General features: G+C 35.3%; 19 protein-coding genes and 1 pseudogene. 12 read left to right on the forward strand and 8 right to left on the reverse strand.

Annotation, left to right across the window (positions count from 1 at the left end):
* Positions 1 to 29: 29 nt before the first annotated feature.
* The 3 genes and pseudogenes from HCD_RS04865 to HCD_RS04875 all read left to right on the forward strand — a co-directional run bounded on the left by HCD_RS04865 (position 30) and on the right by HCD_RS04875 (position 5,595).
* Positions 30 to 1,073 carry a rod shape-determining protein gene (locus HCD_RS04865; protein ID WP_014659477.1) on the forward strand — a complete coding sequence of 348 codons (1,044 nt, stop codon included), beginning with the start codon at positions 30 to 32 and terminating at the stop codon, positions 1,071 to 1,073.
* Positions 1,074 to 1,078: 5 nt separating this feature from the next.
* Positions 1,079 to 1,831, forward strand: a complete 753-nt coding sequence (mreC, locus tag HCD_RS04870; protein WP_014659478.1) for a rod shape-determining protein MreC — start codon at positions 1,079 to 1,081, stop codon at positions 1,829 to 1,831.
* A gap of 1 nt (position 1,832) precedes the next feature.
* A pseudogene (locus tag HCD_RS04875) lies at positions 1,833 to 5,595 on the forward strand (DUF7149 domain-containing protein).
* Between the two features lie 462 nt (positions 5,596 to 6,057).
* On the opposite strand, the gene HCD_RS04880 reads toward HCD_RS04875, so the two are convergent.
* Genes HCD_RS04880 through dnaJ form a run of 3 tightly spaced genes read right to left on the reverse strand, consistent with a single transcriptional unit; the run spans position 6,058 to position 8,201 of the window.
* Positions 6,058 to 6,405: a branched-chain amino acid transporter permease gene (locus tag HCD_RS04880; protein WP_014659479.1), complete on the reverse strand. Its 348-nt coding sequence runs from the start codon at positions 6,403 to 6,405 to the stop codon at positions 6,058 to 6,060.
* Positions 6,399 to 7,085: an azaleucine resistance protein AzlC gene (gene azlC / locus HCD_RS04885; RefSeq protein WP_014659480.1), complete on the reverse strand. Its 687-nt coding sequence runs from the start codon at positions 7,083 to 7,085 to the stop codon at positions 6,399 to 6,401. The genes HCD_RS04880 and azlC overlap by 7 nt, the downstream gene beginning before the upstream one ends.
* A gap of 9 nt (positions 7,086 to 7,094) precedes the next feature.
* A complete protein-coding gene (gene dnaJ / locus HCD_RS04890) occupies positions 7,095 to 8,201 on the reverse strand; it encodes a molecular chaperone DnaJ (protein WP_014659481.1) in 1,107 nt (368 codons plus the stop codon).
* A 180-nt stretch (positions 8,202 to 8,381) separates the two neighbouring features.
* On the opposite strand from dnaJ, the gene HCD_RS04895 reads away from it, so the two are divergent.
* Entirely contained in the window at positions 8,382 to 9,458 is a 1,077-nt protein-coding gene (locus HCD_RS04895; RefSeq protein WP_041594909.1) for a hypothetical protein, read from the forward strand.
* Between the two features lie 365 nt (positions 9,459 to 9,823).
* Here HCD_RS04895 and mnmA read toward each other — a convergent pair whose 3' ends face one another.
* A complete protein-coding gene (mnmA, locus tag HCD_RS04900) occupies positions 9,824 to 10,852 on the reverse strand; it encodes a tRNA 2-thiouridine(34) synthase MnmA (RefSeq protein ID WP_014659483.1) in 1,029 nt (342 codons plus the stop codon).
* Positions 10,853 to 11,044: 192 nt separating this feature from the next.
* On the opposite strand from mnmA, the gene HCD_RS04905 reads away from it, so the two are divergent.
* Positions 11,045 to 11,806 (forward strand): J domain-containing protein, encoded by a 762-nt coding sequence (locus tag HCD_RS04905; RefSeq protein WP_014659484.1) that lies wholly within the window; start codon positions 11,045 to 11,047, stop codon positions 11,804 to 11,806.
* Here the strand turns inward: HCD_RS04905 and nadD are convergent.
* Positions 11,803 to 12,309, reverse strand: a complete 507-nt coding sequence (gene nadD / locus HCD_RS04910) for a nicotinate (nicotinamide) nucleotide adenylyltransferase (RefSeq protein WP_014659485.1) — start codon at positions 12,307 to 12,309, stop codon at positions 11,803 to 11,805. The two genes, HCD_RS04905 and nadD, sit on opposite strands and share 4 nt — an antisense overlap.
* A 9-nt stretch (positions 12,310 to 12,318) precedes the next feature.
* Entirely contained in the window at positions 12,319 to 12,765 is a 447-nt protein-coding gene (gene nikR / locus HCD_RS04915; RefSeq protein ID WP_014659486.1) for a nickel-responsive transcriptional regulator NikR, read from the reverse strand.
* A gap of 194 nt (positions 12,766 to 12,959) precedes the next feature.
* On the opposite strand from nikR, the gene HCD_RS09125 reads away from it, so the two are divergent.
* From HCD_RS09125 to HCD_RS04930, 4 genes are read left to right on the forward strand one after another with little or no spacing between them, the layout of a single operon-like run.
* Positions 12,960 to 13,151, forward strand: coding sequence for a hypothetical protein (locus tag HCD_RS09125; protein WP_162097469.1), 192 nt, complete (start codon positions 12,960 to 12,962; stop codon positions 13,149 to 13,151).
* The gene (gene exbB, locus HCD_RS04920; RefSeq protein ID WP_014659487.1) at positions 13,121 to 13,561 is read left to right on the forward strand and encodes a TonB-system energizer ExbB; all 441 of its coding nucleotides are present in this window, start codon (positions 13,121 to 13,123) and stop codon (positions 13,559 to 13,561) included. Before HCD_RS09125 ends, exbB begins: the two co-directional genes overlap by 31 nt.
* Complete coding sequence (gene exbD / locus HCD_RS04925) at positions 13,558 to 13,947, forward strand: TonB system transport protein ExbD (RefSeq protein WP_014659488.1); 390 nt, start codon at positions 13,558 to 13,560, stop codon at positions 13,945 to 13,947. The genes exbB and exbD overlap by 4 nt, the downstream gene beginning before the upstream one ends.
* Positions 13,913 to 14,707, forward strand: a complete 795-nt coding sequence (locus tag HCD_RS04930; protein ID WP_014659489.1) for an energy transducer TonB family protein — start codon at positions 13,913 to 13,915, stop codon at positions 14,705 to 14,707. Before exbD ends, HCD_RS04930 begins: the two co-directional genes overlap by 35 nt.
* 2,089 nt (positions 14,708 to 16,796) lie before the next feature.
* Here HCD_RS04930 and HCD_RS04945 read toward each other — a convergent pair.
* Entirely contained in the window at positions 16,797 to 16,988 is a 192-nt protein-coding gene (locus HCD_RS04945; RefSeq protein WP_014659492.1) for a hypothetical protein, read from the reverse strand.
* 872 nt (positions 16,989 to 17,860) lie between these two features.
* Between HCD_RS04945 and HCD_RS04950 the strand changes: the two genes are divergently transcribed.
* Complete coding sequence (locus HCD_RS04950) at positions 17,861 to 18,709, forward strand: biotin synthase (RefSeq protein ID WP_014659493.1); 849 nt, start codon at positions 17,861 to 17,863, stop codon at positions 18,707 to 18,709.
* Positions 18,709 to 19,602: a YihY family inner membrane protein gene (locus tag HCD_RS04955; protein ID WP_014659494.1), complete on the forward strand. Its 894-nt coding sequence runs from the start codon at positions 18,709 to 18,711 to the stop codon at positions 19,600 to 19,602. The genes HCD_RS04950 and HCD_RS04955 overlap by 1 nt, the downstream gene beginning before the upstream one ends.
* On the opposite strand, the gene HCD_RS04960 is transcribed toward HCD_RS04955, so the two are convergent.
* Positions 19,570 to 20,268 carry an outer membrane beta-barrel protein gene (locus HCD_RS04960; protein WP_014659495.1) on the reverse strand — a complete coding sequence of 233 codons (699 nt, stop codon included), beginning with the start codon at positions 20,266 to 20,268 and terminating at the stop codon, positions 19,570 to 19,572. The genes HCD_RS04955 and HCD_RS04960 overlap by 33 nt on opposite strands.
* A 130-nt stretch (positions 20,269 to 20,398) precedes the next feature.
* On the opposite strand from HCD_RS04960, the gene HCD_RS04965 reads away from it, so the two are divergent.
* The gene (locus tag HCD_RS04965) at positions 20,399 to 21,532 is read left to right on the forward strand and encodes an ABC transporter permease (protein ID WP_014659496.1); all 1,134 of its coding nucleotides are present in this window, start codon (positions 20,399 to 20,401) and stop codon (positions 21,530 to 21,532) included.
* Positions 21,533 to 21,547 lie beyond the last annotated feature (15 nt).

Raw genomic sequence — 21,547 nt, forward strand, 5'->3', positions numbered from 1 at the left:
AGAAAATTTATAGTTAAGGGATAAAGGGCATGATTTTTAGCAAGTTAATCGGTCTGTTTTCGCATGACATAGCCATAGATTTAGGCACGGCTAATACGATTGTGTTAGTCAAAGGGCAGGGCATTATTATTAATGAGCCTTCTATTGTAGCGGTGCGTATGGGGATATTTGACTCTAAAGCTTATGATGTTCTAGCGGTAGGAAGCGATGCTAAAGAGATGTTGGGTAAAACCCCTAATGGCATCAGAGCGATTCGCCCTATGAAAGATGGCGTGATTGCAGATTATGATATTACTGCAAAAATGATTCGTTACTTTATTGAAAAGGCACACAAACGCAAATCTTGGATTCGCCCACGCATTATGGTATGCGTGCCTTATGGCTTGACAAGCGTAGAAAGGAATGCGGTTAAAGAGAGTGCTTTAAGTGCTGGGGCAAGAGAAGTCTTTTTGATTGAAGAGCCTATGGCTGCTGCTATTGGAGCGGGTTTGCCGGTTAAAGAACCACAAGGAAGTCTCATTGTAGATATAGGTGGAGGCACAACTGAAATTGGCGTGATTAGTTTGGGTGGGTTAGTGCTATCTAAAAGTATTAGAGTCGCTGGGGATAAGCTAGACCAAAGCATTGTGGATTATATCCGCAAAAAATTCAATTTGCTTATAGGTGAACGCACCGGCGAAGAGATTAAGATTGAAATCGGTTGTGCGGTTAAGCTAGAGCCAGTGCTCACTATGGAAGTTTCTGGAAGAGACCAAGTGAGCGGGCTATTACACACCATTGAATTGACTTCTGATGATGTTTTTGAGGCCATTAAAGACCAAATCAGAGAAATCTCTAGCGCCTTAAGAAGTGTGCTTGAAGAGGTTAAACCGGATTTAGCCAGAGATATTGTGCAAAACGGAGTGGTGCTAACAGGCGGTGGGGCTTTGATTAAGGGCTTAGACAAGTATTTAAGCGATATGGTCAAGCTTCCTGTATATGTGGGCGAAGAACCCTTATTGGCGGTGGCTAAAGGCACAGGAAAAGCCATAGAAGATTTGGATTTACTCAGTCGTGTAGGTTTTAGCGAATAGCTTCAATGCGGTTTTATTCTAAGTTCCTTTGGCTTTTAGGAATTTTTATCGCACTTTATTTTTTAGACATTAAGGGTAGCTCTCTTTATATGAGCGACACCATTAAAAGGGTCGTAGTAGGGGCTAAAAACAGCCTGTTTGACACTATCCAAGCTTATTTTTTCCAAGCTCAAAACATTAGGGATTTTCAAAAAGAACGCCTGGTTTTAGAAGCTTTGAAGCTAGAAAACGCTGATTTAAAAGAGCGTTTGAGGGCGGTGTATACTTTGGATAACAAAGAGCCAACCATCATCTATACCCTCTCGTTTATGACATCATTTGCTTCATTAGAAAACACGCATAGCATTTATCTCAATCCTATTATGAACTTAGAAGAAAATAAGATTTATGGTCTTGTATCTAATAACAAAGCCATAGGGATTGCTATGCTAGAAAAAGGGCGTTTGAAAGGGTATTTGAACGCCCATAAACAATGTGCATATAGCGTGATGATAGGCGAACATAAAGTGCTAGGTTTTACAAGGGCTAATTTCAAGCAAGAATTAGTCGTGGAGTTTATCGCCCCAAGTGCGGAGATTAAAATAGGCGATAAAGTGATGACAAGCGGATTAGATGGGATTTTTGGAGCAGGAGTGTTTGTGGGCGAAGTCGCTAGGATTGAAGAACATTATAGCTATAAGAGTGCTATCTTAAAAAACGCTTTTATTAGCAGTGCTGAACTTTTAAGGCATGTGTTTTTAAGCGATGTAAAGAACTAGCATGACCTATACCTTACTAGAATTTTCACATTCAAACCCCAAAAGCAAGGAAGAGCTAAAAACCTTTGAGGGGCATTTAAATACTTTTCTAGAAACAGATAAAGAAGAGAGCGAGGAACACCAAAAGAACGATTTCAATGATTTTCTAAAAAACGCCTTTAATTACAAAGTAAACACCAAAAATAATACAGATAGTGCTATCTATAATGATGATAAAAAAGTAGAAGTCATTATTGAGTTTAAAAAGCCTAGCAATAAAAATGAGTTTGTTAAGAATGGTGATTTGAATTGCAAGGCGTTACATCAAAGTATTTTATACTATCTCAAAGAAAGAAAAGAGTGTAATAACAACATTAAGCATATCATTCTAGCTACTATCAATGAGCTTTATATCATTGATGCGAACGAATTTGAGATTTTTAACAAAGACAAAGAAGTTCAAAAAGCCTTTAAAAATTGTGATGATAAAAAGGGTAATGACACTAGCACCAAAGAATTTTATCAACTTTGTAAAAAGCGTTTAGAAGAGCTAGACTTTGCTTTAAAGTATTACTATATCAACTTAGCCAAAGACAAACTTACCACCATTTATCAAGCCCTAGCTCCTAGTTTCTTACTCAAAGAAAGAAAGCAAATAGATAGCAATATTCTAAACAAGAGCTTTTATGCTGAATTGCTCTATATTTTAGGGTTAAAAGAAGTGATTGAACAAGGAAAAATCTTAATCAAAATAAGTAATACCCCTAACTCTCTAAGCCATGCTTTAAAAGAGCAATACAATCATTTAGATGACGAAAAAGTCATGCAATTACTCATTTGCTGGAATAACCGCATTTTGTTTTTACGCCTTTTAGAAAGCCTTTTAATCTCTTTTAAACATTTTGAAAAACCTTTTTTAAGCATAGAGAATTTTAAAGATTTTAACGCCCTAAACACACTCTTTTTTGAAGTGTTAGCCAAGAAAGAAAATGAAAGAAACCTAGCATTTGAATACAAAAGAAGTGTTTTAGAAAAAATCCCTTATTTAAACTCCAGCTTGTTTGATAAGATAAAGCTTGAAGAAGAGGGAAAACTCATTAGGCTTTTAGCTAACAAGCCCTTAGAACTTCATTCTAAATCCATTCTTAAAAAAGAATTAAAAGATACTACCACATTAAACTTATTAGAATATTTATTCAACTTCCTTAATGCCTATGATTTTACCACCACCCCTAAAGACATAAGAGACAACACTAAAATCAATTATGATTTGCTGATTAACCCTAGCGTCTTAGGGCTAGTCTTTGAAAAGCTTAATGGTTATAAAGAGGGGAGTTTTTATACTCCAAGCTTGATTACAAATTTTATGTGCGAAGAGAGTATCACACAAATTGTCTTGGATAAATTCAATAACAAGTATCAAATAGAATGCCAAAAACTAAGTGATTTAAGAACTTTTATAGATAAAAATTATAATGAGACTAAACACCAAGAATACCTAAACACGCTTTTAGAACTTAAGATTTGCGACCCTTCTGTAGGGAGTGGGCATTTTCTCGTCTCAGCACTCAATGAACTCATCAAAATGGCGTTTGAATTAGGGCTTATTAAATCGCTATACAGACACAAACTAGAATTAATTAATGATGAAATTGTGATTTTAGTTGATGATAAGGTTTTTTCTTACAGCACACCAAGCCATAAAGACGACCCTTACCATGAAATTCAAAAAGAACTTTTTGAGCTTAAAAAATCTTTGATAGAAAATTGCCTTTTTGGAGTAGACATTAACCCTAATTCTTGTGAAATCACTAAATTACGCCTATGGATTGAACTCTTAAAAACCAGCTACTACATTTTTGAAAATGGCACTAATACCAAACGCCTACAAACCTTGCCTAATATTGATATTAACATTAAAGGTGGTAATTCGCTTATTTCTAGGTTTAGATTTGATAGAGAAATTACCAATCAAAATATTAAGTATAAAATCAATGAGTATAAAAAGCTAGTAAATGACTATAAAACCGCTCAATTTTTAAACAAGACCAAGAGAGATTTGGATAATGAAATAAAAGAAATCAAGAACTTTTTTAAAAACGACCTAATGAAATCCTTAGAGAGCTATAAAGTTTTTATAAAGGTTTTAAGAGAGCATTTAAAGCTTTATGGTAGGCGTATCTTAGAAGAGAGTAACCATAACACTATAGAACTAGAAGCCATAGTGTTAGAAAAGAAAATGGCGAGTGAAAATCTTTTTAACGACTATGTGCCTTACCCCAAGCTAGATAGTTGCGATAAAATTATGGCAACCGAGCATTTTAATAACTATGTCCTAAAAGCCTATAACAACTTGCAAAATGAAAACACACAATACACTAACGCTTTTGAATGGCGGTTTGAATTTAGCGAAGTTTTGGATAATCTAGGCAACTTTAAGGGCTTTGATTTGATTATAGGAAATCCGCCTTATATTAGGCAAGAGCAAATCAAAGACTTAAAACCCCTTTTAAAAAAGCAATACGAAAAAATAGAAATTAAAAAAAGAGATAAATCCTTAGATAGAATCAATTTTTACAACGCCATCGCTGATATTTACACCTACTTTTTTGCCCTTGCTTTTAACATTCTAAAACCTAATGGGCTTTGTTCTTTCATTACTTCTAACAAATATACAAGAGCTAAATACGGCACGCAATTAAGAGAGTTTTTGCTCAAATACACCACACTGACTAGCTACACCGAATTGAACGCTTTAAAAGTCTTTGAAAATGCCATTGTAGATACAAGTATTATGAACTTCAGCAAGTTACCCCCCCCCCCCCCAGAGAGAAAATAGCGCTTTAAAATATGTTGAACCCAAAAATAATGATTTAAAAAACGCCCCTTATCAATGGATACAACAAAATTCATTGAGTGCTGAAAGCTTTATTTTTGCTAACCATTCGCTTTTAAACTTAAAGGCTAAGATTGAAAAATTAGGAACACCTTTAAAAGAATGGGACATACAAATCAACTACGGCATAAAGACAGGATTTAACCAAGCTTTTATTATTGATGAAAAAACACGAGCAAGGATTTTAAACGCAGTAAAGAGTGAAGATGAAAAGGCTAATACCGATAAATTGATTAAAAAAGTCTTAAGGGGGAGAGATATTAAAAGGTATGCGTATGAGTGGGATAATCTTTATGTGATACACACGCATAATGGTTACACGCATAATGGCGTGAAAGTGCCACCCATAGAGATTGAAAATTACCCTAGCTTGAAAGCCTATTTAGACCAACACTATGACGCATTAGTTAAACGCACCGATAAGGGCAACACCCCCTATAATCTAAGGAATTGTGCGTATGTAAGGGAGTTTGAGAGAGAAAAAATTGTGTATCCTGATATTGCTACAGAACTTAGTTTTACATTAGATGATAGTTATACTTTAACAAATACAGCATATTTTCTCAATACAAATAATAGATACTTGCTAGGCATTTTAAATTCTAAGACAATCGGCTATTACTATTCTTTTATTTCAGCACAATTAGGGAATAAGGCTTTGCGTGGTTTTAGTATTTATATAGAACGCTTACCTATTCCTAAAATCACCAAAGAAAACCAAGAATATGCTCAAAGAATTACTGATTGTGTGGAACAGATTTTAAAAGATAAACAAAAAAATAAAGACACTTCAAATTTAGAACAAGAAATTGATAAGCTAGTTTATCAACTTTATGGATTAAATCATGAAGAAATCGCTCTCATTGAAAACGAACTCAACAAAAAATAAAAAATAAGCAGATTTCCAACTTTAAGGATAAACCCCCTAATTTAGGGGGCAACTCTTTGAAAAATTAGCGTTTAATCCTTAAACTAAACTTTAAACCTAAAAAACTAATTTTTAGGTATACTTCTTTCCAAGAGTGTTTACTATGATTTTTCACAGTAAGCTCCTAAAAGTGGAATTTCACCCCCTAAAGCTCTCTTAAAACTTAGGGGGTAGGCGTTATTTTACCCAAAAACTCTTTCTTAAAGACACTATTTTAAACCAAACAAAATTGAGAAATAAGAACACCACAATGCGAAATTTAAAAAATAAACGATAATCCTAAAAACCAAACCTTGAATTAAAGAAATCACTTTGATTGAAAAAGAATTCAACAAAAAACAAGATGAATATTTTAAGGCTCTGTAGTTTAAAACAATCAGTCCAATGGTCAAAAAAGTGAAGCAAGAACAACAAAAACATTACTTAGAGATTAAAAAAAGCCTTTTCTAACACTTGACTTTGGGTTAAAAACATATAGAGAATGGTGGGTATTGTGATGCTTAAAACAAACACCTTAAAAACTTGGTGTAAGAATACCACTGACACAAGAGCGATGATTTCATTGATTCCATAAGGGGGTTGTAAAATTTGAGTGTCTTTAAAGCAATAAATAACTAGCATGCCTATAACTGAGCTTGACAATGCCCTACCCAAATAACGCACAAAATCATTCGGTGGATTTTTGGAATTAAACACCATAAACGGCCAAATGCGAGTGAAATAAGTCGTAAGCATAACCACAAGAATGATGAGTGCAGAGTAATCTAACATTCTAATTTCTTTCTAAAAAGAATGAGAACAAGCACCATTAAAACCAAAGCGAATAATAAAAAGTATTTAGCCCCAAAGAGAGCTAAACAAATAATAGCGATGATAATTCCTAGCCATGCGTTTTTATGGTTAGTGGTGCGTTTGTATTGCTCCATAAACAGCACGATAAAAATCGCTGTCATCACAAAACCCATGCCTTGAGTGTCAAAGGAAAAATGCGACCCCATTAACGACCCCATTAACGAACCAAAAATCCAGTAAGAATGGTTGAGTAAGGAAATACTAAAAATAAAGTCTTTTTCATTAACCCCCTTCTTAGGCTCATACAAATTTAATAAGGCAAAGGTTTCATCAGTGAGTGCATGGGCTAAATAAGGCAAACGCCATTTGGTGTTTTTAAATTTATCTAGCATAGAAAGGGCATAACAAGTTTGTCTCGCATTCACTAACAAGGTAACAATAACAACATTCATCAAGCTTGATTGTGTGCTTAAAAGCGTGATAGCCACAAACTGACCCGCCCCAGCATAGATGAATAACGCCATAAATAATGCGATTTTATAATCATAGCCATGCTGGACTAAAAGCACCCCAAAAGTCATTCCCATAAGCAAATACCCTAACATGATAGAAATGGTATAAGGAAAAGCGTTTTTAAGGGCTTTTAGAAAATCATGCATAATAAACCTTTATTTAAACCAGTCCTTAAATTTAGAAATACAAGTTTCTAAAACGCTTCTATGCGGTTCGCTTTCATAGCCAAAACTTGCATGCAATTTTTCTAGTAATTCTTGTTGCTCATTACTCAAATCTTTAGGATAAATCACTTTTAATACTACGATTAAGCTCCCCCTATAAGAGCTTTGGGGGTCTTTCACGCCTTCATTTTTAAACGCAAAAGTTTGCTTGTCTGTAGCGTTTCTAGGAATGTTTAATTCTAATTCGCCCTTTAAAGACGGCACTTTAATCGTATGCCCTAAAGCAATAGTGGTGAAAAAGACCGGAGCTTCAATGATTAAATCACAGCCTTGTCGTTTAAAATGCTCATCTTCTTTCACTCTGGCTTCTAAATACAAATCCCCCCTTCTACCCTTTATATATTCATTACCTTTATTCTGAATAACCATGCGGTTTTGATTGTCAATGCCCTCAGGAATTGGCACTTCAATTTCTTCATTCTTAAGAGTATAGGTCTTGCCCTTACACGCTTGACATGGGGTTTTGATAGTCTTACCCGCCCCCTTACAAGCCCCACAAGTTCTAGCAATGCTCATAAAACCTTGACGCATAAACACTTGCCCTTGTCCATTACATTGCTTACAAGTCTCTAAAGCTTTATCTTTAGCTCCTGTGCCATCACAAACTTCACAAACGCTTTGGTATTGAACCTTAATTTTTTTCTTACAGCCCCCTATGGCTTCTTTAAAGCTTAATTCAATTTCTTGTAAGAAATCAGGCTCAATGCGGCTCTTTTGTTTTTTAGCTCCCCCAGTGCTAAACCCAAAAGCACTTTCAAAAATAGAGCCTAAATCTTCAAAAATATCCGAAAAACCGCCTTGAGAAAAGCCCCCTTGTCCCAAGCCTTCTTTACCATACCTATCGTATAAGGCTCGTTTGTTTTCATCGCTCAATACCCCATACGCTTCGTTAATGAGCTTGAATTTTTCTTCGGCTTCTTTATCGCCGGCATTTCTATCGGGGTGGTATTTTAAAGCGAGCTTCCTATAGGATTTTTTAATGGTCTCTTGATTGCTGTGTCGCTCTACTTCTAATATCTCGTAATAACTTAATTCCACATGCACTCCAAAAATGAAATAAAATTTCTTATTCTATCTTAAAGCAACGAGTTTGTGTGCTTTTAGCAAGTAAAAATCAGTAAAATAATGCTATCAAAACCCCAATATAAAGATAATTGAGTGAAACTTTTTTGGATTTTAATAGCAATCATTTTTCTTGCTTTTTCAAACGCACAAATCATGATGACTTTTGATTCCCAAGCAAATACCAAGCTCGCACGCTCTAACGAACAGCTTGCTAACATGCTCTATAAACTCACTGAAAGTTTGAATGTCTATCAAAATATGCTTTTAAACAATCAAAACCAGCTTGCAGAAATCAAAAAGGCTAACAGCACTCTAGGAAGTCAAAGGCGGTTTTTGAATGCGAGTCAAATCCGCCTTATGGATATTAATCCTTTGTTAAAACAAAGCGATTTAGAATTAGAAAAATTACAAGCCTTAGAAAAACGCTTGAAAGAGAGTGTGGAGCAAGAACGCTCAAGAGAAGCGTTTAAAATGCATTTTCTACAAGAGCATTGCCCCTATTTAAGCGGTGTTAAAACCCTAAAAGAAGCTACAAATTCCCTAGAAGTCCAAGAGCAAAAGAACGCTCTTTTCTTACTCAAAGAGCCTAAAACAGCTAATTTGCTCTCGCAATTAGATTTAATGAGTGCTTTAAAAGTCTTGTGCGAACAGATTTTAGAAAATCAAATCCAAAATGAAAAATCTCATAACAAGACTTTGGAATACAATGCTTTAGTCAACAATCATTTTCAAGCTTACCAAGCCTTGCGTTTGAAAAAATTCCACAATGAGCTTAAAAATCAAATTCAAGCCAAAGAAGACGCCCTAAAAACTTTTTTGCCCCTAGAAAAACGCCTAGAGACTTTAAAATCGCAATTTTTATGCGACAAGAAACATTTAAAATCATGCGTTAATCAATTGCAACTCCGCTATCAAAACGCCCTAATAGAGCGAGACAAAGAGTTAAAAAACACTAAGGGCAATAAAGAAAAGCAAGCCCTAATCCTAGCGAATTATGAGCATACTCTAAAGACCTTGAGTATAGAATTTTTAAGCGAATTAACTAGACAAATGGCATTTTTAAATGAGACTATGGCATTAAACACAAAAGTTCTAGCTATTCTAGCCAAAGGGCGTTCTAAAATTTCCTATCCAAAGCCCTTAATCTCTAGCGATGAAAGGGTTTTAATCAAAAATATCTACTTAGATTCGCATGGATTTCCTAGCTTGGAAAATTTTAAGCAAGAGTAAATTAAGCTAAAAAATAGAAATGCCAAGCGTTTTTAAATCAAATCATATAAGAGCCAACATTGTGTAGCAGGCAATAACTTTGTAAGTGTTTGAGCTTGTGATTAGGGCTTTTTTGTTGTCTTATTTGAAGCAAAGGGGGTCAGAATGTGAGTTTATGTGAAGCGTTTTTAAAAGCGATAAACTCGTTTTAATAAACAGTGTTCCAAGCACAAGAGACTTTAAAAGCTCCCTTAAAAAATGGTTTTTAACAAAACAGAAGAAAAATCTTAAAGTCAAGTTTTGCTTATTTTGAATGAATTTTTACGCTTTAAAAACGAAACAGCCTATCAATTCAATCTCAACAGAGCCTAAAAAATCAAAGGGGCTTAAATAATCACGCCCCCACCAAGCACCACATCATCTTGATAGATTACCAAAGCTTGTCCGCTTGCCACGCCATACAAAGGCTCTTTAAATTCCACTTCAATGATTTCGTCCTTTAAACTTACGAACGCTCTAGTAGGCACACTTCTATAACGAGCTTTCACTAAATATTCGCCACTTTTAAAATCTTTCATCAAGGATTTGTTAGTGGCTTTGAGAAAATGCGTGGCTAAATCTTCTTTTTTGCCCACAACTAGCTCGTTATTCTTAGCGTCAATCTTAAGGACAAAATGCGGTTCTAATGCCCCCTTGATGTTAAAACCTTTGCGTTTGCCGATAGTGTATTGCATATAGCCTTTATGCGAGCCGATGACTTCGCCTTGTAAATTCTTGACTACACCCTCTTTATCCACCTCAACATGTTGTTTTAAAGTATCAATGTAACTTTTTTCTACAAAACAAATTTCTTGAGATTCCTTATAGGTCTCTAAAGTGCCTAAAAAAGGCATCGCATTCAAAGCTAAAGGCTTAATATCATTTTTTAACAAACCCCCTAAAGGAAACACTAATTTAGCAATCACTTCATGACTTAAAGCGTATAAAAAATAGCTTTGGTCTTTAGACTTGTCAAAGGCTTCTTGAATGTAACTGACTTTATCTATTTCTTTAACTCTCGCATAATGTCCGGTAGCGATTTTTTCACACCCTAATTTTAGAGCGTAATCTAGGGCTAGTCCAAACTTCATTAAAGGGTTGCATAAAGCACATGGATTAGGGGTTTGTCCTTTTTCATAAGCTGAGATAAACGCATCATAAACCGCACTTTTAAAATCCTTTTGAAAGTCTAAAACTTCTAAAGGAATGCCTAAAAACTCGCATGCTTTTTGAGCGTTTTTAATGTATAAGTCATGTTTTTTTTCACTCGCATGGAGTTTTAAATAAATCCCCACTAACTCATGCCCTTCTTCTTTTAAGCTATAAGCGGTATAAGAACTATCCACGCCCCCACTTAGTAATACGGCTATTTTCATTTTCTATTCTTTCATTAATTGATTGTGGCTTGTAGTCTAGCACAAAAACCATTTATAACTACCATTTTTTAGCTATTCGCATGCTAGAATATAAAATTTGATTAGTTAAAATCACATTTAAAATACTGATTGTGAGCGTGCTTATGCGGTATAATACAGCTCAGTTTTTTGTAAGGAGAAGTTTAAAGGGTAATGGCAAAAATTGAATTGTTAGCAAAATACACACAAATTGCACTTCCTAACAACCACCCTTTGCTTAAAAAAGTTTTGAATTATGCTAAAAAACATTTTAATCAATGCCATATGCTCTCTTCATCGTTATTGATTTTGAATGACACCGAGTGTTTTAAGAAAAATTACTTGCTTAACTGGGTTTATCATGCCCTTGAATGTGCTCATGAAAAAGACATTAGCAAGCACTCTTTAGAAGAAATCTTACAAAAGAGTCACTTACCCATACGCATTAAAATCATGGCTCAAAACACGCTTTTAGAAAGCGTAGAAGTTAAGGTCTTAGCCTTTGGCATGGAGTATGTGCTTTTTATCACTAAGCATCCTATCGCAAAGCGTTTCTTGTGTCAAAAATTTAGTGCGTTCGTGTTTTTAGAAACCCAAGATGAATTGCACACAAGGGGTAGCACACAGCGTTTTTGGGAGCTGGTGCTAACGCTTAATGAAAGCAAAATCGTGCATAATGTATGCTTGAACTTTGTTTATCCTAATGGCTTTGATAATGAGAGCTACACCACTATGGCGGAGCGTAAATTAAGAGAGTGCTACAAAACGCTAGGTTTTACCAAGCATGAAAATTTTAGCAAGGTTAAAAAGCGTTACCTAGAGTTAGCCAAAACCTACCACCCTGATTTGCATGCCCATAAGGAAAAAAAGGCTCTTTATGCCAAACGCTTTGCTATCATTCAAGAAGCGTATCGCCACATTAAAAAATACGCTTAAAGCCCCCTTAAATTCGCTCTAATCGCACTAGAAGAAATAGGCACTTCAATACCTTTTAAGGGAAAATAACGCCCCTTAAACTCCGCCTTTTCATAGCCAATTCTTTCAAAAACCACTAATTCCACACTTTCTAAAAGCTCTGTAGCTTGAGTCCAAGAAGACAAATGGCTTAAACAATCCGCCCCTATGACTAAATAAAGTGTTTTGGGGTTATAAAGTTTTTGGAAATAACGCACGCTTTCTATGGTAGGCACAGCTCTTTTTTGTTTGATTTCAAAATCGCTTAGTAGCACCCTATCAGTTCTTTTTAGGGCTAGTTCTAGCTCGTTAAAACGAGTTTGTGCGTCCAAAAAACATGGTTTTTTAAAAGGGTTTTGATAAGCGGGCAAGACAATGAGTTGTGCTAGGGGCAATAATTCTAAAGTTTGCTCAATAATGGCTAAATGAGCCTTGTGTAAGGGGTCAAAGCTTCCCCCATAAAGGGCTAATTCTTTTAATTCCATTTCAATAAGCTATTCATCACGCTCAAAACTAGATGCCTTAGTCAATTTAGAAAATTTTACCCCCCTAAGACCACCAATTTCTAATTGTAAGCGTTGGATTTCAGCCGAACTACCTTGTAAGATAATGGTTTCTAAACAATTATGCGTATCCATATGAATGTGTGTGGTGCATAAAACATGGGTGTTGCTATCATGCTGAATATCTATCATGCGTTGGTTCAACTCCCGCTGATGGTGGTCATAAATCACCACAAGCACGGCGATTTTGGTTTCATCGCTAGGGTTGTCTTCTTTCCAATTGTCTTCTACTAATTTTTCTCTTATCATATCACGCACTAGTTCTGAGCGAGAAGAATAGCCATTTTTAATAATGCGGTTGTCTAATTCATCTAGTAAATTTTGTTGCAAAGAAACAGAAAAACGAATGGTTGAGTCTTCTTTTTGATGTGTATCCATAGAGAAAAATCCTTCATAAGCCTAATTGAAAAAAATTACTTCATGCTACTCATTTTGAGTTAAATTAAGCTTAACTTGGCTGTGCTTAGAAGCCCCAAGCACAAAGCGCTAGCATAGAATAATTTTTATTATCTTTTTAAATGTTTTTAATATACTAAATTTTGATTACAATTATTAAGGTAATTATTATTGACTTGTTATTATTAAAACAATATAATACACAATCTAGCATTCCTTTATCATTTTTAGGGCATTTATGCGAAAATTTTAGGCGTGCTTCTTATCGTCATACCCCTAGAATATGGCTGTGTTTTATGCTTAAGGGAGTTGTTTTATTATCTAACAAGGAGTTTTTATGGGAGCAGGTTTTTCAGTTGAGCTATTAAAAGATTATGTGGATATTTTTGTTTTTGCAGTACTTGGTATTGCTAGTTTTTTAGCCCTATGGTTTGTGATTGAAAGAATTATTTTTTATTCTAAAATCAATTTGAACGCCTATGAAGATGTGGATGCTTTAAACATTGATTTAACCAAGAACTTAACCATTCTTTATGTGATTTATTCTAACGCACCTTATGTAGGCTTATTAGGAACGGTTTTAGGCATTATGGTAACTTTCTATGATATGGGTATGAGTGGCGGAATGGACGCTAAAACGATTATGGTGGGTTTATCTCTAGCTTTAAAAGCGACGGCGTTAGGGCTTGCTGTGGCGATCCCTACTTTGATTGCTTATAATGGTCTGTTGAGAAAATCTGATGTTTTGAGCGAAAAATTTAGGATTATGACAAAATGAAAAGCATCAAACGAGGCGATGGGCTAAATATTGTCCCCTTCATTGATATTATGTTGGTGTTACTAGCGATTGTATTAAGCATTTCTACTTTTATCGCACAGGGCAAGATTAAGGTAAGTCTCCCTAATGCAAAAAATGCCGAGAAATCACAGCCAAGCGACCAAAAAGTCGTGGTAATTTCTGTAGATGAGCATGACCAAATTTTCGTAGATGATAAGCCCACAAGCTTAGAAGCCCTAAATGAAATTGTCAAGCAAACGGATACAAAAACGCTCATAGATTTAAAAAGCGATAAAAATTCTCGCTTTGAGACTTTCATTAGCATTATGGATATTTTGAAAGAGCATAATCATGAAAACTTTGCCATCTCCACAGAAGCTCAGTAGGTTTTCAACCGGCATTAGCTTTTTAATCGCTTTTGTTTTATACGCTGGGGGGTTAACTTATTTTTTACTGCGTGAAGAAACGCCCATGCCTTTAGCACAAGCTGGCACCACTAAGGTTACGATGAGTTTGGCAAGCATTAATACTAATGCGAATAAGAAAGTGCATGCCGAGTCAGCCAAGCCCAAAGAAGAACCTAAGAAGCCAGAGCCTAAGAAAAAAGACAAGCCCAAACCTAAGCCTAAACCAAAACCTAAGCCCAAGCCCACACCTATACCAAAGAAGCCTGAACCAAAACCAGAGCCTAAACCTGAGCCAAAGCCTGAAGAACCTAAAAAGGAAGAGACTAAAGACGAGGAAGAAGAAAGCACCCCTAAGGAAGTAACCACCAAGGACATTGTCAAGGATAAAGACAAACAAGAAGAGTCTAACAAAACCTCTGAAGGAGCAACTTCTGAGGCTCAGGCGTATAACCCTGGTGTGAGCAATGAATTTTTGATGAAAATTCAAACCGCCATTTCTTCTAAGAACCGCTATCCAAAAATGGCACAGGTTAGAGGGATTGAGGGTGAAGTATTAGTGAGCTTTACCATTAATGCTGATGGAAGCGTTACGGATATTAAAGTGGTTAAGAGCAACACCGCTGAGATTTTAAATCACGCTGCTTTAGAGGCCATTAAAAACGCTGCACACCTATTTCCTAAGCCTGAAGAAACCGTGCATTTAAAAATACCTATCGCTTATAGCTTGAAAGAAGAATAAATTTAAGAGTAAGATTTTCTCTCTTAGGCTTTGTTTTTTAAAACAAAAGCTTTTTATTTGTCAAATCGGATTTTAAAGAAAAATTGTTTCTAATGAAATTTTGATAATTAAAAGAGTGAAAAATGTTAAAACGATTAAGTTAATTCTAGCCAAGAGAGCTAAAACTCTCTTGTTTTTAGTCTTTAGTAAAGTTTAGTTACTAAAATGACTAAAATTAATGCTACAATTAACATTGTTTTAGACATTTACATCACCCCCTTTCGCACTAAGCGAAACTCCATTAAGAAGTAACGGGTAATTACTCTCAATGGGTAGGGGGATTTTATCCTAACTAACCTTAAAAATTTCTACCATAAAAAATGTCAAAGACAAGAAATGCAAAATCTTTCGGCTACAAAAAATAAAACACCATAAAAACATCAAATATTGCTAGCACATTCAATAAATAGCATATTAAATAGTAAAAACACATGAATGCAAGAGATTAAAAATCCAAACCATGCAAACAGAGCGGATACAATTTCTCAAAATACCAAGCTATAAAAACCCAAACCACCAAAGAGTAAAAAAACCATAAAGCACACACATAAAAAATGCCAAAAACCCAAACCATAAAGCACACAAACATGAAAGTATAAATACTTAAAAATACATAAATACAAATCAAAAAATATATAATAATTTTCCAAAAACACATAAAAAAACAAAAATATTCAAAAATACTAAAATATGTAAATATAAAATAAACAAAAAATCTCTGAATTTTCTCTCTATAACGCACGATTTTAGGCTATTTTGACGCCTTTTAAAGCAATTTTTTAAAATACTGAACCTAATAAAACTATATTTTATTTTTTTAAAATTATAAAATAGCGGTCTATTCGGTAAGCTTTTAAAATAAACACAATTAGGCACCAAAAACCATTCTTTTAATAAATCTATTAAAAAGTGGCTAGGTTCAAAGAAAGCTTACTTTAAAAAACTTAAAATAAAGCGTTTCACCGCTTTTGGTAAAAAGGGTGAGTAGCTTAAAAGTTCCACTCTAGGTTAAACTCACCCATAGTGTATTTCAAGTTTTGTCCAATGCTTGCTCCTAAGAAAAAATGCTGTGTAACTAAGTATCTTGCATTTAAGCTTGCAAACCATTGCAATTTCGCTTTAGCCCCACTAGAGAACCACTGCCTTTGAGCGTCTTTAACATAAAATCCTGTGTATAAAAAACACTATTATTGTGTTGTTGACAGCTCAAGATTACTTGTCCTATCAAAGATAGGCTATTTAATACCAAGCAATACTCCCTCAGCAACCCTACTATCTATAATGCGTGTTTGCCGTTGTGAGTTTTGATTATTCAAGGCTAGAGCGTTAAATTTCCCCCAAGCACCACTCACTTCTTTTCTTTTTTATCATAGGTCACGAGAGGTGAGCTGCTATTACCTAGGGGGATTACACAAAGGGCTTTCTTTAAGGTTTGTGCCATAAAAAGAGCAAAAACTGAAATGTAAGAGCATCCACCATTAAATTTTTGTCTGTCTTTTTCTTTTGTTCTAAAGGAACTTCTTGTGTTCCAATTCACAATTTTTGCCCACAAATAATCTTTCCTCAAAGAACCAAGATCCCCCTATTTCTATTTGCAAAATTAAGAAAAACATGGCATAGAACTTCTTTGTTTTGCAGATTGCCATAGATTTTACTATCTCTAATGAAATTGCAAAGTTACTAGGCTAGACTCAAAGGCTTGAATATGTTCATTGTTGGGGGCTTTTTCAATATTTTCTAGCAAGTAATCGCTAAGTTGTTTGCCTAACTTATCTCTAGTGTCAAAATAGCCTTGTGGGAGCTTGTCGTCTATATTGGTTTCATTTGCTTCCTTGCTAGGGTCTTAGCCCTACGCTTAAAGGATATGTATACCTTTCAACAATGTATTTTTTGGTGCGGACATACACGGTGCCTCACCTATAGGTTTGTTGGTTTTGTAGTGGTGTGCCATTTTTTGCATTTTTACAAATAGAGTCGCTTGCGTATTGAAAATTATAAGAAGTATTACTCCATGTCTTTACTCTAGCTCACCTAGATGAATAATTAATACTCAAAAATTCTCGCACCTAATATGGTGTGCTGTCGTCGTGATATTACGCCCTAAAGAAATCACATTTCCAGCCACATTGCGTGAAGAAAAATCTGACATGCCTGAAAAATCGGTGGTAGTGTCATGCTTGCCTTTGTAGGTGAAATCCTTGCTAGTTAGGTCAAACTTGCCTAAGTTTTGCCCAAAGTCCATGTAATCTCTCTAGTAGAAATTGTCTAAATTCAAAGTTTGGGCTTTGAGTGGGGTGTCAAAAAATAACGCTAAAGTGAGATAGTGTAAGCGGAATTTCATTTTTTAGTCCTTGTTTTGATTAAGGTATTCGTTTTATTTTGGTTATTTTTTAGTGGGATTGTTTTACCAAAAATTATCAAAAGGAGTGAATTTTCTTAAAAGGTTCATTTATGAGAGAATAAAGACGCTTTGCTTTAAGATTTAAGAAAAATTTTGTAGAATTACACTTACCCCCTAAGTTTTAGGCTTAGGGGGTAAAATTTCTTACCACAAAGGAATTGCCATGAAAAAGAAAAGTGGCAAAAAACCTTTGGTTCTATTATACTTAAAATTTCCTTTTTTTAAGTATGGGGTTAAATTAGTGGTTAAAAAATCTGCTAAGCCAAAGGTTTCCCCTTAGGGGGTTTCTTTATAGGGTAAGTCAAAATATTTTAGTGAAAGTCATAGAAAAAGACAATCTGCAAAACTACAAACGATTAAATAAAACACTTTGTTTTTAAAATTATATATGAGTATTCATGCAAGGAAGCACCCCCTAAAAATAGGGGGTTAAACTCTATCGCTTAATTTTTAACACTAACTTAAACCCTAAGAAGGACAACTTAATGTATAATAAGCGGTAAGAGCTTGTTCTATGTTGCTTAAACATAGTAGCTCCTTGCAATAAATTTTCACCCCCTAATCTCAGCAAAAAACTAGGGGGTGAGCGTTATTCTATCCTAAACCCACTTAAAAAATAAAAGAATCTAAAAAACATAAACCAGCATAATTAAGAATGAAAAAGCTCTTATTTTTCTTTGCTATAATGTTAATTTTAATCAAAAAGGTAAGATATGCAAGAGATTTTTTTATGCTCCATTTCAAATGTGCGTAGTGGGGATTGCAAAGAAGATTGTGCCTATTGCACGCAAAGTTCGCACCATCAAGGGCAAATCAAACGCTATAAATTTAAAGATGAAAAAGTGGTGCTACAAGAAGCAAGAGCCTTGAGAGAATTAGGGGCTTTGGGGTTTTGCTTGGTAACTTCAGGGCGTGAATTAGATGATGAAAAATGCGAATATATCGCCAAATTAGCTAGAGTGATTAACAAAGAAGAATTAGGCTTGCATTTAATTGCATGTTGTGGGCGAGCGGATTTAGACAAATTAGAGTTTTTAAAAGAAGCGGGCATTCATAGCTATAACCACAATTTAGAGACTTCACAAAATTTCTTTCCTAAGATTTGCTCTACGCACACATACGAAGAGAGATTTACTACTTGTGAGAATGTGCTAAGGGCGGGTTTAGGGTTGTGTAGTGGGGGGATATTTGGGCTTGGGGAGAGTTGGGAAGATAGAATTAGTATGCTTAGGGCTTTAGCCTCACTTTCGCCTCACACCACACCGATTAATTTTTTCATTAAAAATCCGGTGCTACCCATTGATGCAGAGACTTTGAGTGCTGATGAAGCCTTAGAATGCGTGATTTTAGCAAGAGAGTTTTTACCTAATGCTAGGCTTATGGTGGCTGGGGGGCGTGAAGTGGTGTTTAAGGGCAATGACAAGCAAGAAGCTAAATTATTTGAATACGGCATTAATGCGGTGGTGTTAGGGGATTATCTAACGACTAAAGGTAAAGCCCCTAAAAGAGATATAGAAAAGCTGCTTTCTTATGGTTTGAGCTTGGCTACAAGCTGTCATTAATGGTTTTCTTAAAAGAGTTTTTAAGAAATTTAAGGGGGTTTTTTCGTTTCATTAAAATGTGCTTTCCTTTGCGTTTGAAAAACGCCCTTTTGAATGTGAGCGAGCTGTTTTACTACGCATCAAGCTTGAGTTTTTATACGATTTTATCTCTATCGCCTATTTTATTGTTTGTTTTTAGTCTCTTTGTTTCAACTTATATGCAAGCTCATACAGGGGAAGTGGAAGCTTTAATTTTTCCTAACGCTCCAAAACTTATGGGGGCAATTAAGGATTTTTTGGAAACCTTTAAAAAAACGGATATGGCATTAGGCATGCTTGAAGCGGTATCTATTCTTGTGGCGTTAGTGCTGTTTTGTGAGAATTACCGCTCTATTGCGTCAAAAATTTTTCAAGCAAAGCCTAGAGATTATATTTATTGTAGGGGTAAAGAAATCTTTTTATTTTGGGGGTTTGGCACGACTTTAGTGTTTGTAGTGGCTTTACCCTTAGTGGTGTTTTTTGACATTAAAATTCAAGTGTTTTTTGATGACAGAAATTCAAGTTTGTTGCATGTTTTAAGGTGGCTTGGCACTTATGCGTTTTTCTTAATCCTTTTTACTATCCCTACAAATAAGGTGTTTAACCATCGCTTTTGGGTGTTTTTATGGGTGTTTTTTACTAGCATTTTTTGGCATGTTTTGAAATGGGCTTTTACTTATTATGTGCTGTATAACCGCACCTACCATGAGCTGTATGGAAGCGTTTCAATTTTATGGTTCTTGATGAGTTGGGTGTATGTGAGCTGGCTTGTGATTTTAATGGGCATGTATGGGTGCAAAATGTGTGATAAATATGAGCCTAAGAGAGTGTTTAGGGGGCTTTTAGAATTTATAGCTGTATGCCATATAAAATAAGGGTAAAGTTTCAAAGCGTTTGGAATTAGAGAACATTCTGGCGGTGGGTAGAATTTTAAACCCCCACTCAAGGCGGTGTTTTAAAAAAAGTGTGAGAGTGAGTCCCCCATCAATCATTAAGCCGCCTGAATACATGGCGTGTTTAAAAAACTTGAAATCCTGTCTGTCCATATAGACCACCATAGCAACCCCAGCTCCTCCAAACGCCCCTAAATAATGCTTGTAACTTCCTAAAGGAAACTCCATTAAAATATCCATGCCTACTGAAAGCATGGTAAAAAAAGAGCCTGTAGGGTCTTTATGGCTTTGATAATTCACTCTTCCGCCCCCCAAATCCCATGCAAAAAATCCTCTAACACCGACATATTTTTTAAAAAAACTTTGCACGCCGGTTTTTAAATTTAGCGTTGCAAGGTAGTTTCTCACTTCTTTATTTTGATAGTCCTTAATCGTATCTAAAACCCCAAACCCCCCTAAAAAATACCACCCACTTTTTTGGCGGGTGAGTTTTTGACGATTAATAATGTCTCTATAGAGTGCGTCATGCTCTGCTTGATATTTGTCTTTGGTGGCGTTGTCATGCAAGGTAGGTTTTGCATAAATGGGTGGGGTAATAAATCCCCATATAAGCAAGAAAGCATAAAAAAAAATGAGTTTTTTAAACATTTTGAAAATGGTTAGTCCTTTGTTAAACGGAATATTATTTAATGGTTTCAATTATTATTGTGTTAAAATAGCTTTAACAAACAAAATTTTGTTAACAGATTTTATCTAATCTAAGAGAGAATGTATTTTAATGAAGACAGAGAAACACAAATTTTTAGAAATGCTTAAAGATGGGACGAACTCTGTGCTGATTTTAAGGGGGGATTGGGATTTTAGAACGAGTGTGTTTCATTTAGATGAGCTTAAAAAAACTTTATTGAATCATAGGGGACATCTAAAAATTGATTTTTCAGGATGTCAAAAAGTGGATTTCGTTTTTGGAATGTTCTTGCTTGACTTAATCAAAGAACATTCCCTAAAAATTGAATTATGCAATGTGTGTGAAACTAACGCTTGTGCATTGAAAGTGGTTAGAGACTGGATTGAGCAAGATGAAAACTCAGCATCTAAAAAAGTGGGTGCGAGATATGAGTTGATGGTTACTAAAGTGGGCAAGGGCGTTGTGGAGTTTTATAACACCCTTTTAAACGCACTCAATTTTTGTGGCATGATTTTGTTCTATTTTATCAAAGGCGTTTTTAACCCCAAACGCTTTTGTTTCACTCCCTTAGTCCATCACATCAATGAATCCGGCTTTAAGGTTTTGCCAGTCAGTATTCTAACCGTGTTTATTGTAGGGTTTGCCATTGCTTTACAAGGGGCGTTGGAGTTACAGCAAATGGGCGTGCCTTTAACGGCGGTTGAAATGACTGCAAAACTTGCTTTAAGAGAAATTGGTCCTTTTATTCTAACTCTTGTTGTTGCTGGAAGAAGTGCAAGTAGTTTTACCGCTCAAATTGGCGTGATGAAAATCACAGAAGAATTAGACGCCATGAAGACTATGGGCTTTAACCCTTTTGAATTTCTAGTCTTGCCTAGAGTGTTAGCTTTAGTGATTGTCCTGCCCTTAATGGTATTTATCGCTGATGCATTCGCGCTTCTTGGGGGCATGTTTGCTATTAAATATCAATTAGGTTTAACCTTTTCAAGTTATGTAGATAGGTTGCATGACACAGTAACTTGGAATCATTTTTGGGTAGGCATTGTTAAAGCCCCTTTTTGGGGGTTTGCGATTGCAATGGTAGGATGCATGCGTGGTTTTGAAGTCAAGGGCGATACCGAGAGTATTGGGCGTTTGACTACCATTAGTGTAGTGAACGCCTTATTTTGGATAATTTTCTTAAACGCCGTGTTTTCTATTATCTTTTCTAAATTAGATGTTTAAAAGGTTGGATATTTG

Origin of the sequence: Helicobacter cetorum MIT 99-5656 (genome assembly GCF_000259275.1) — a bacterium.
Taxonomy (GTDB): Bacteria; Campylobacterota; Campylobacteria; order Campylobacterales; family Helicobacteraceae; genus Helicobacter; species Helicobacter cetorum.

Excerpts from the sequence above, each read along its gene's own strand:
- HCD_RS04905 (WP_014659484.1), top strand. The coding sequence starts at position 11,045 with ATGGCAAAAATTGAATTGTTAGCAAAATACACACAAATTGCACTTCCT.
- exbB (WP_014659487.1), top strand. The coding sequence starts at position 13,121 with ATGGGAGCAGGTTTTTCAGTTGAGCTATTAAAAGATTATGTGGATATT.
- mreC (WP_014659478.1), top strand. The coding sequence starts at position 1,079 with ATGCGGTTTTATTCTAAGTTCCTTTGGCTTTTAGGAATTTTTATCGCA.
- HCD_RS04955 (WP_014659494.1), top strand. The coding sequence starts at position 18,709 with ATGGTTTTCTTAAAAGAGTTTTTAAGAAATTTAAGGGGGTTTTTTCGT.
- HCD_RS04950 (WP_014659493.1), top strand. The coding sequence starts at position 17,861 with ATGCAAGAGATTTTTTTATGCTCCATTTCAAATGTGCGTAGTGGGGAT.
- HCD_RS04895 (WP_041594909.1), top strand. The coding sequence starts at position 8,382 with ATGATGACTTTTGATTCCCAAGCAAATACCAAGCTCGCACGCTCTAAC.
- HCD_RS04880 (WP_014659479.1), bottom strand. The coding sequence starts at position 6,405 with ATGTTAGATTACTCTGCACTCATCATTCTTGTGGTTATGCTTACGACT.
- HCD_RS04865 (WP_014659477.1), top strand. The coding sequence starts at position 30 with ATGATTTTTAGCAAGTTAATCGGTCTGTTTTCGCATGACATAGCCATA.
- exbD (WP_014659488.1), top strand. The coding sequence starts at position 13,558 with ATGAAAAGCATCAAACGAGGCGATGGGCTAAATATTGTCCCCTTCATT.
- HCD_RS04960 (WP_014659495.1), bottom strand. The coding sequence starts at position 20,268 with ATGTTTAAAAAACTCATTTTTTTTTATGCTTTCTTGCTTATATGGGGA.
- azlC (WP_014659480.1), bottom strand. The coding sequence starts at position 7,085 with ATGCATGATTTTCTAAAAGCCCTTAAAAACGCTTTTCCTTATACCATT.
- nadD (WP_014659485.1), bottom strand. The coding sequence starts at position 12,309 with ATGGAATTAAAAGAATTAGCCCTTTATGGGGGAAGCTTTGACCCCTTA.
- nikR (WP_014659486.1), bottom strand. The coding sequence starts at position 12,765 with ATGGATACACATCAAAAAGAAGACTCAACCATTCGTTTTTCTGTTTCT.
- HCD_RS04930 (WP_014659489.1), top strand. The coding sequence starts at position 13,913 with ATGAAAACTTTGCCATCTCCACAGAAGCTCAGTAGGTTTTCAACCGGC.
- mnmA (WP_014659483.1), bottom strand. The coding sequence starts at position 10,852 with ATGAAAATAGCCGTATTACTAAGTGGGGGCGTGGATAGTTCTTATACC.
- HCD_RS04945 (WP_014659492.1), bottom strand. The coding sequence starts at position 16,988 with ATGGACTTTGGGCAAAACTTAGGCAAGTTTGACCTAACTAGCAAGGAT.
- HCD_RS04965 (WP_014659496.1), top strand. The coding sequence starts at position 20,399 with ATGAAGACAGAGAAACACAAATTTTTAGAAATGCTTAAAGATGGGACG.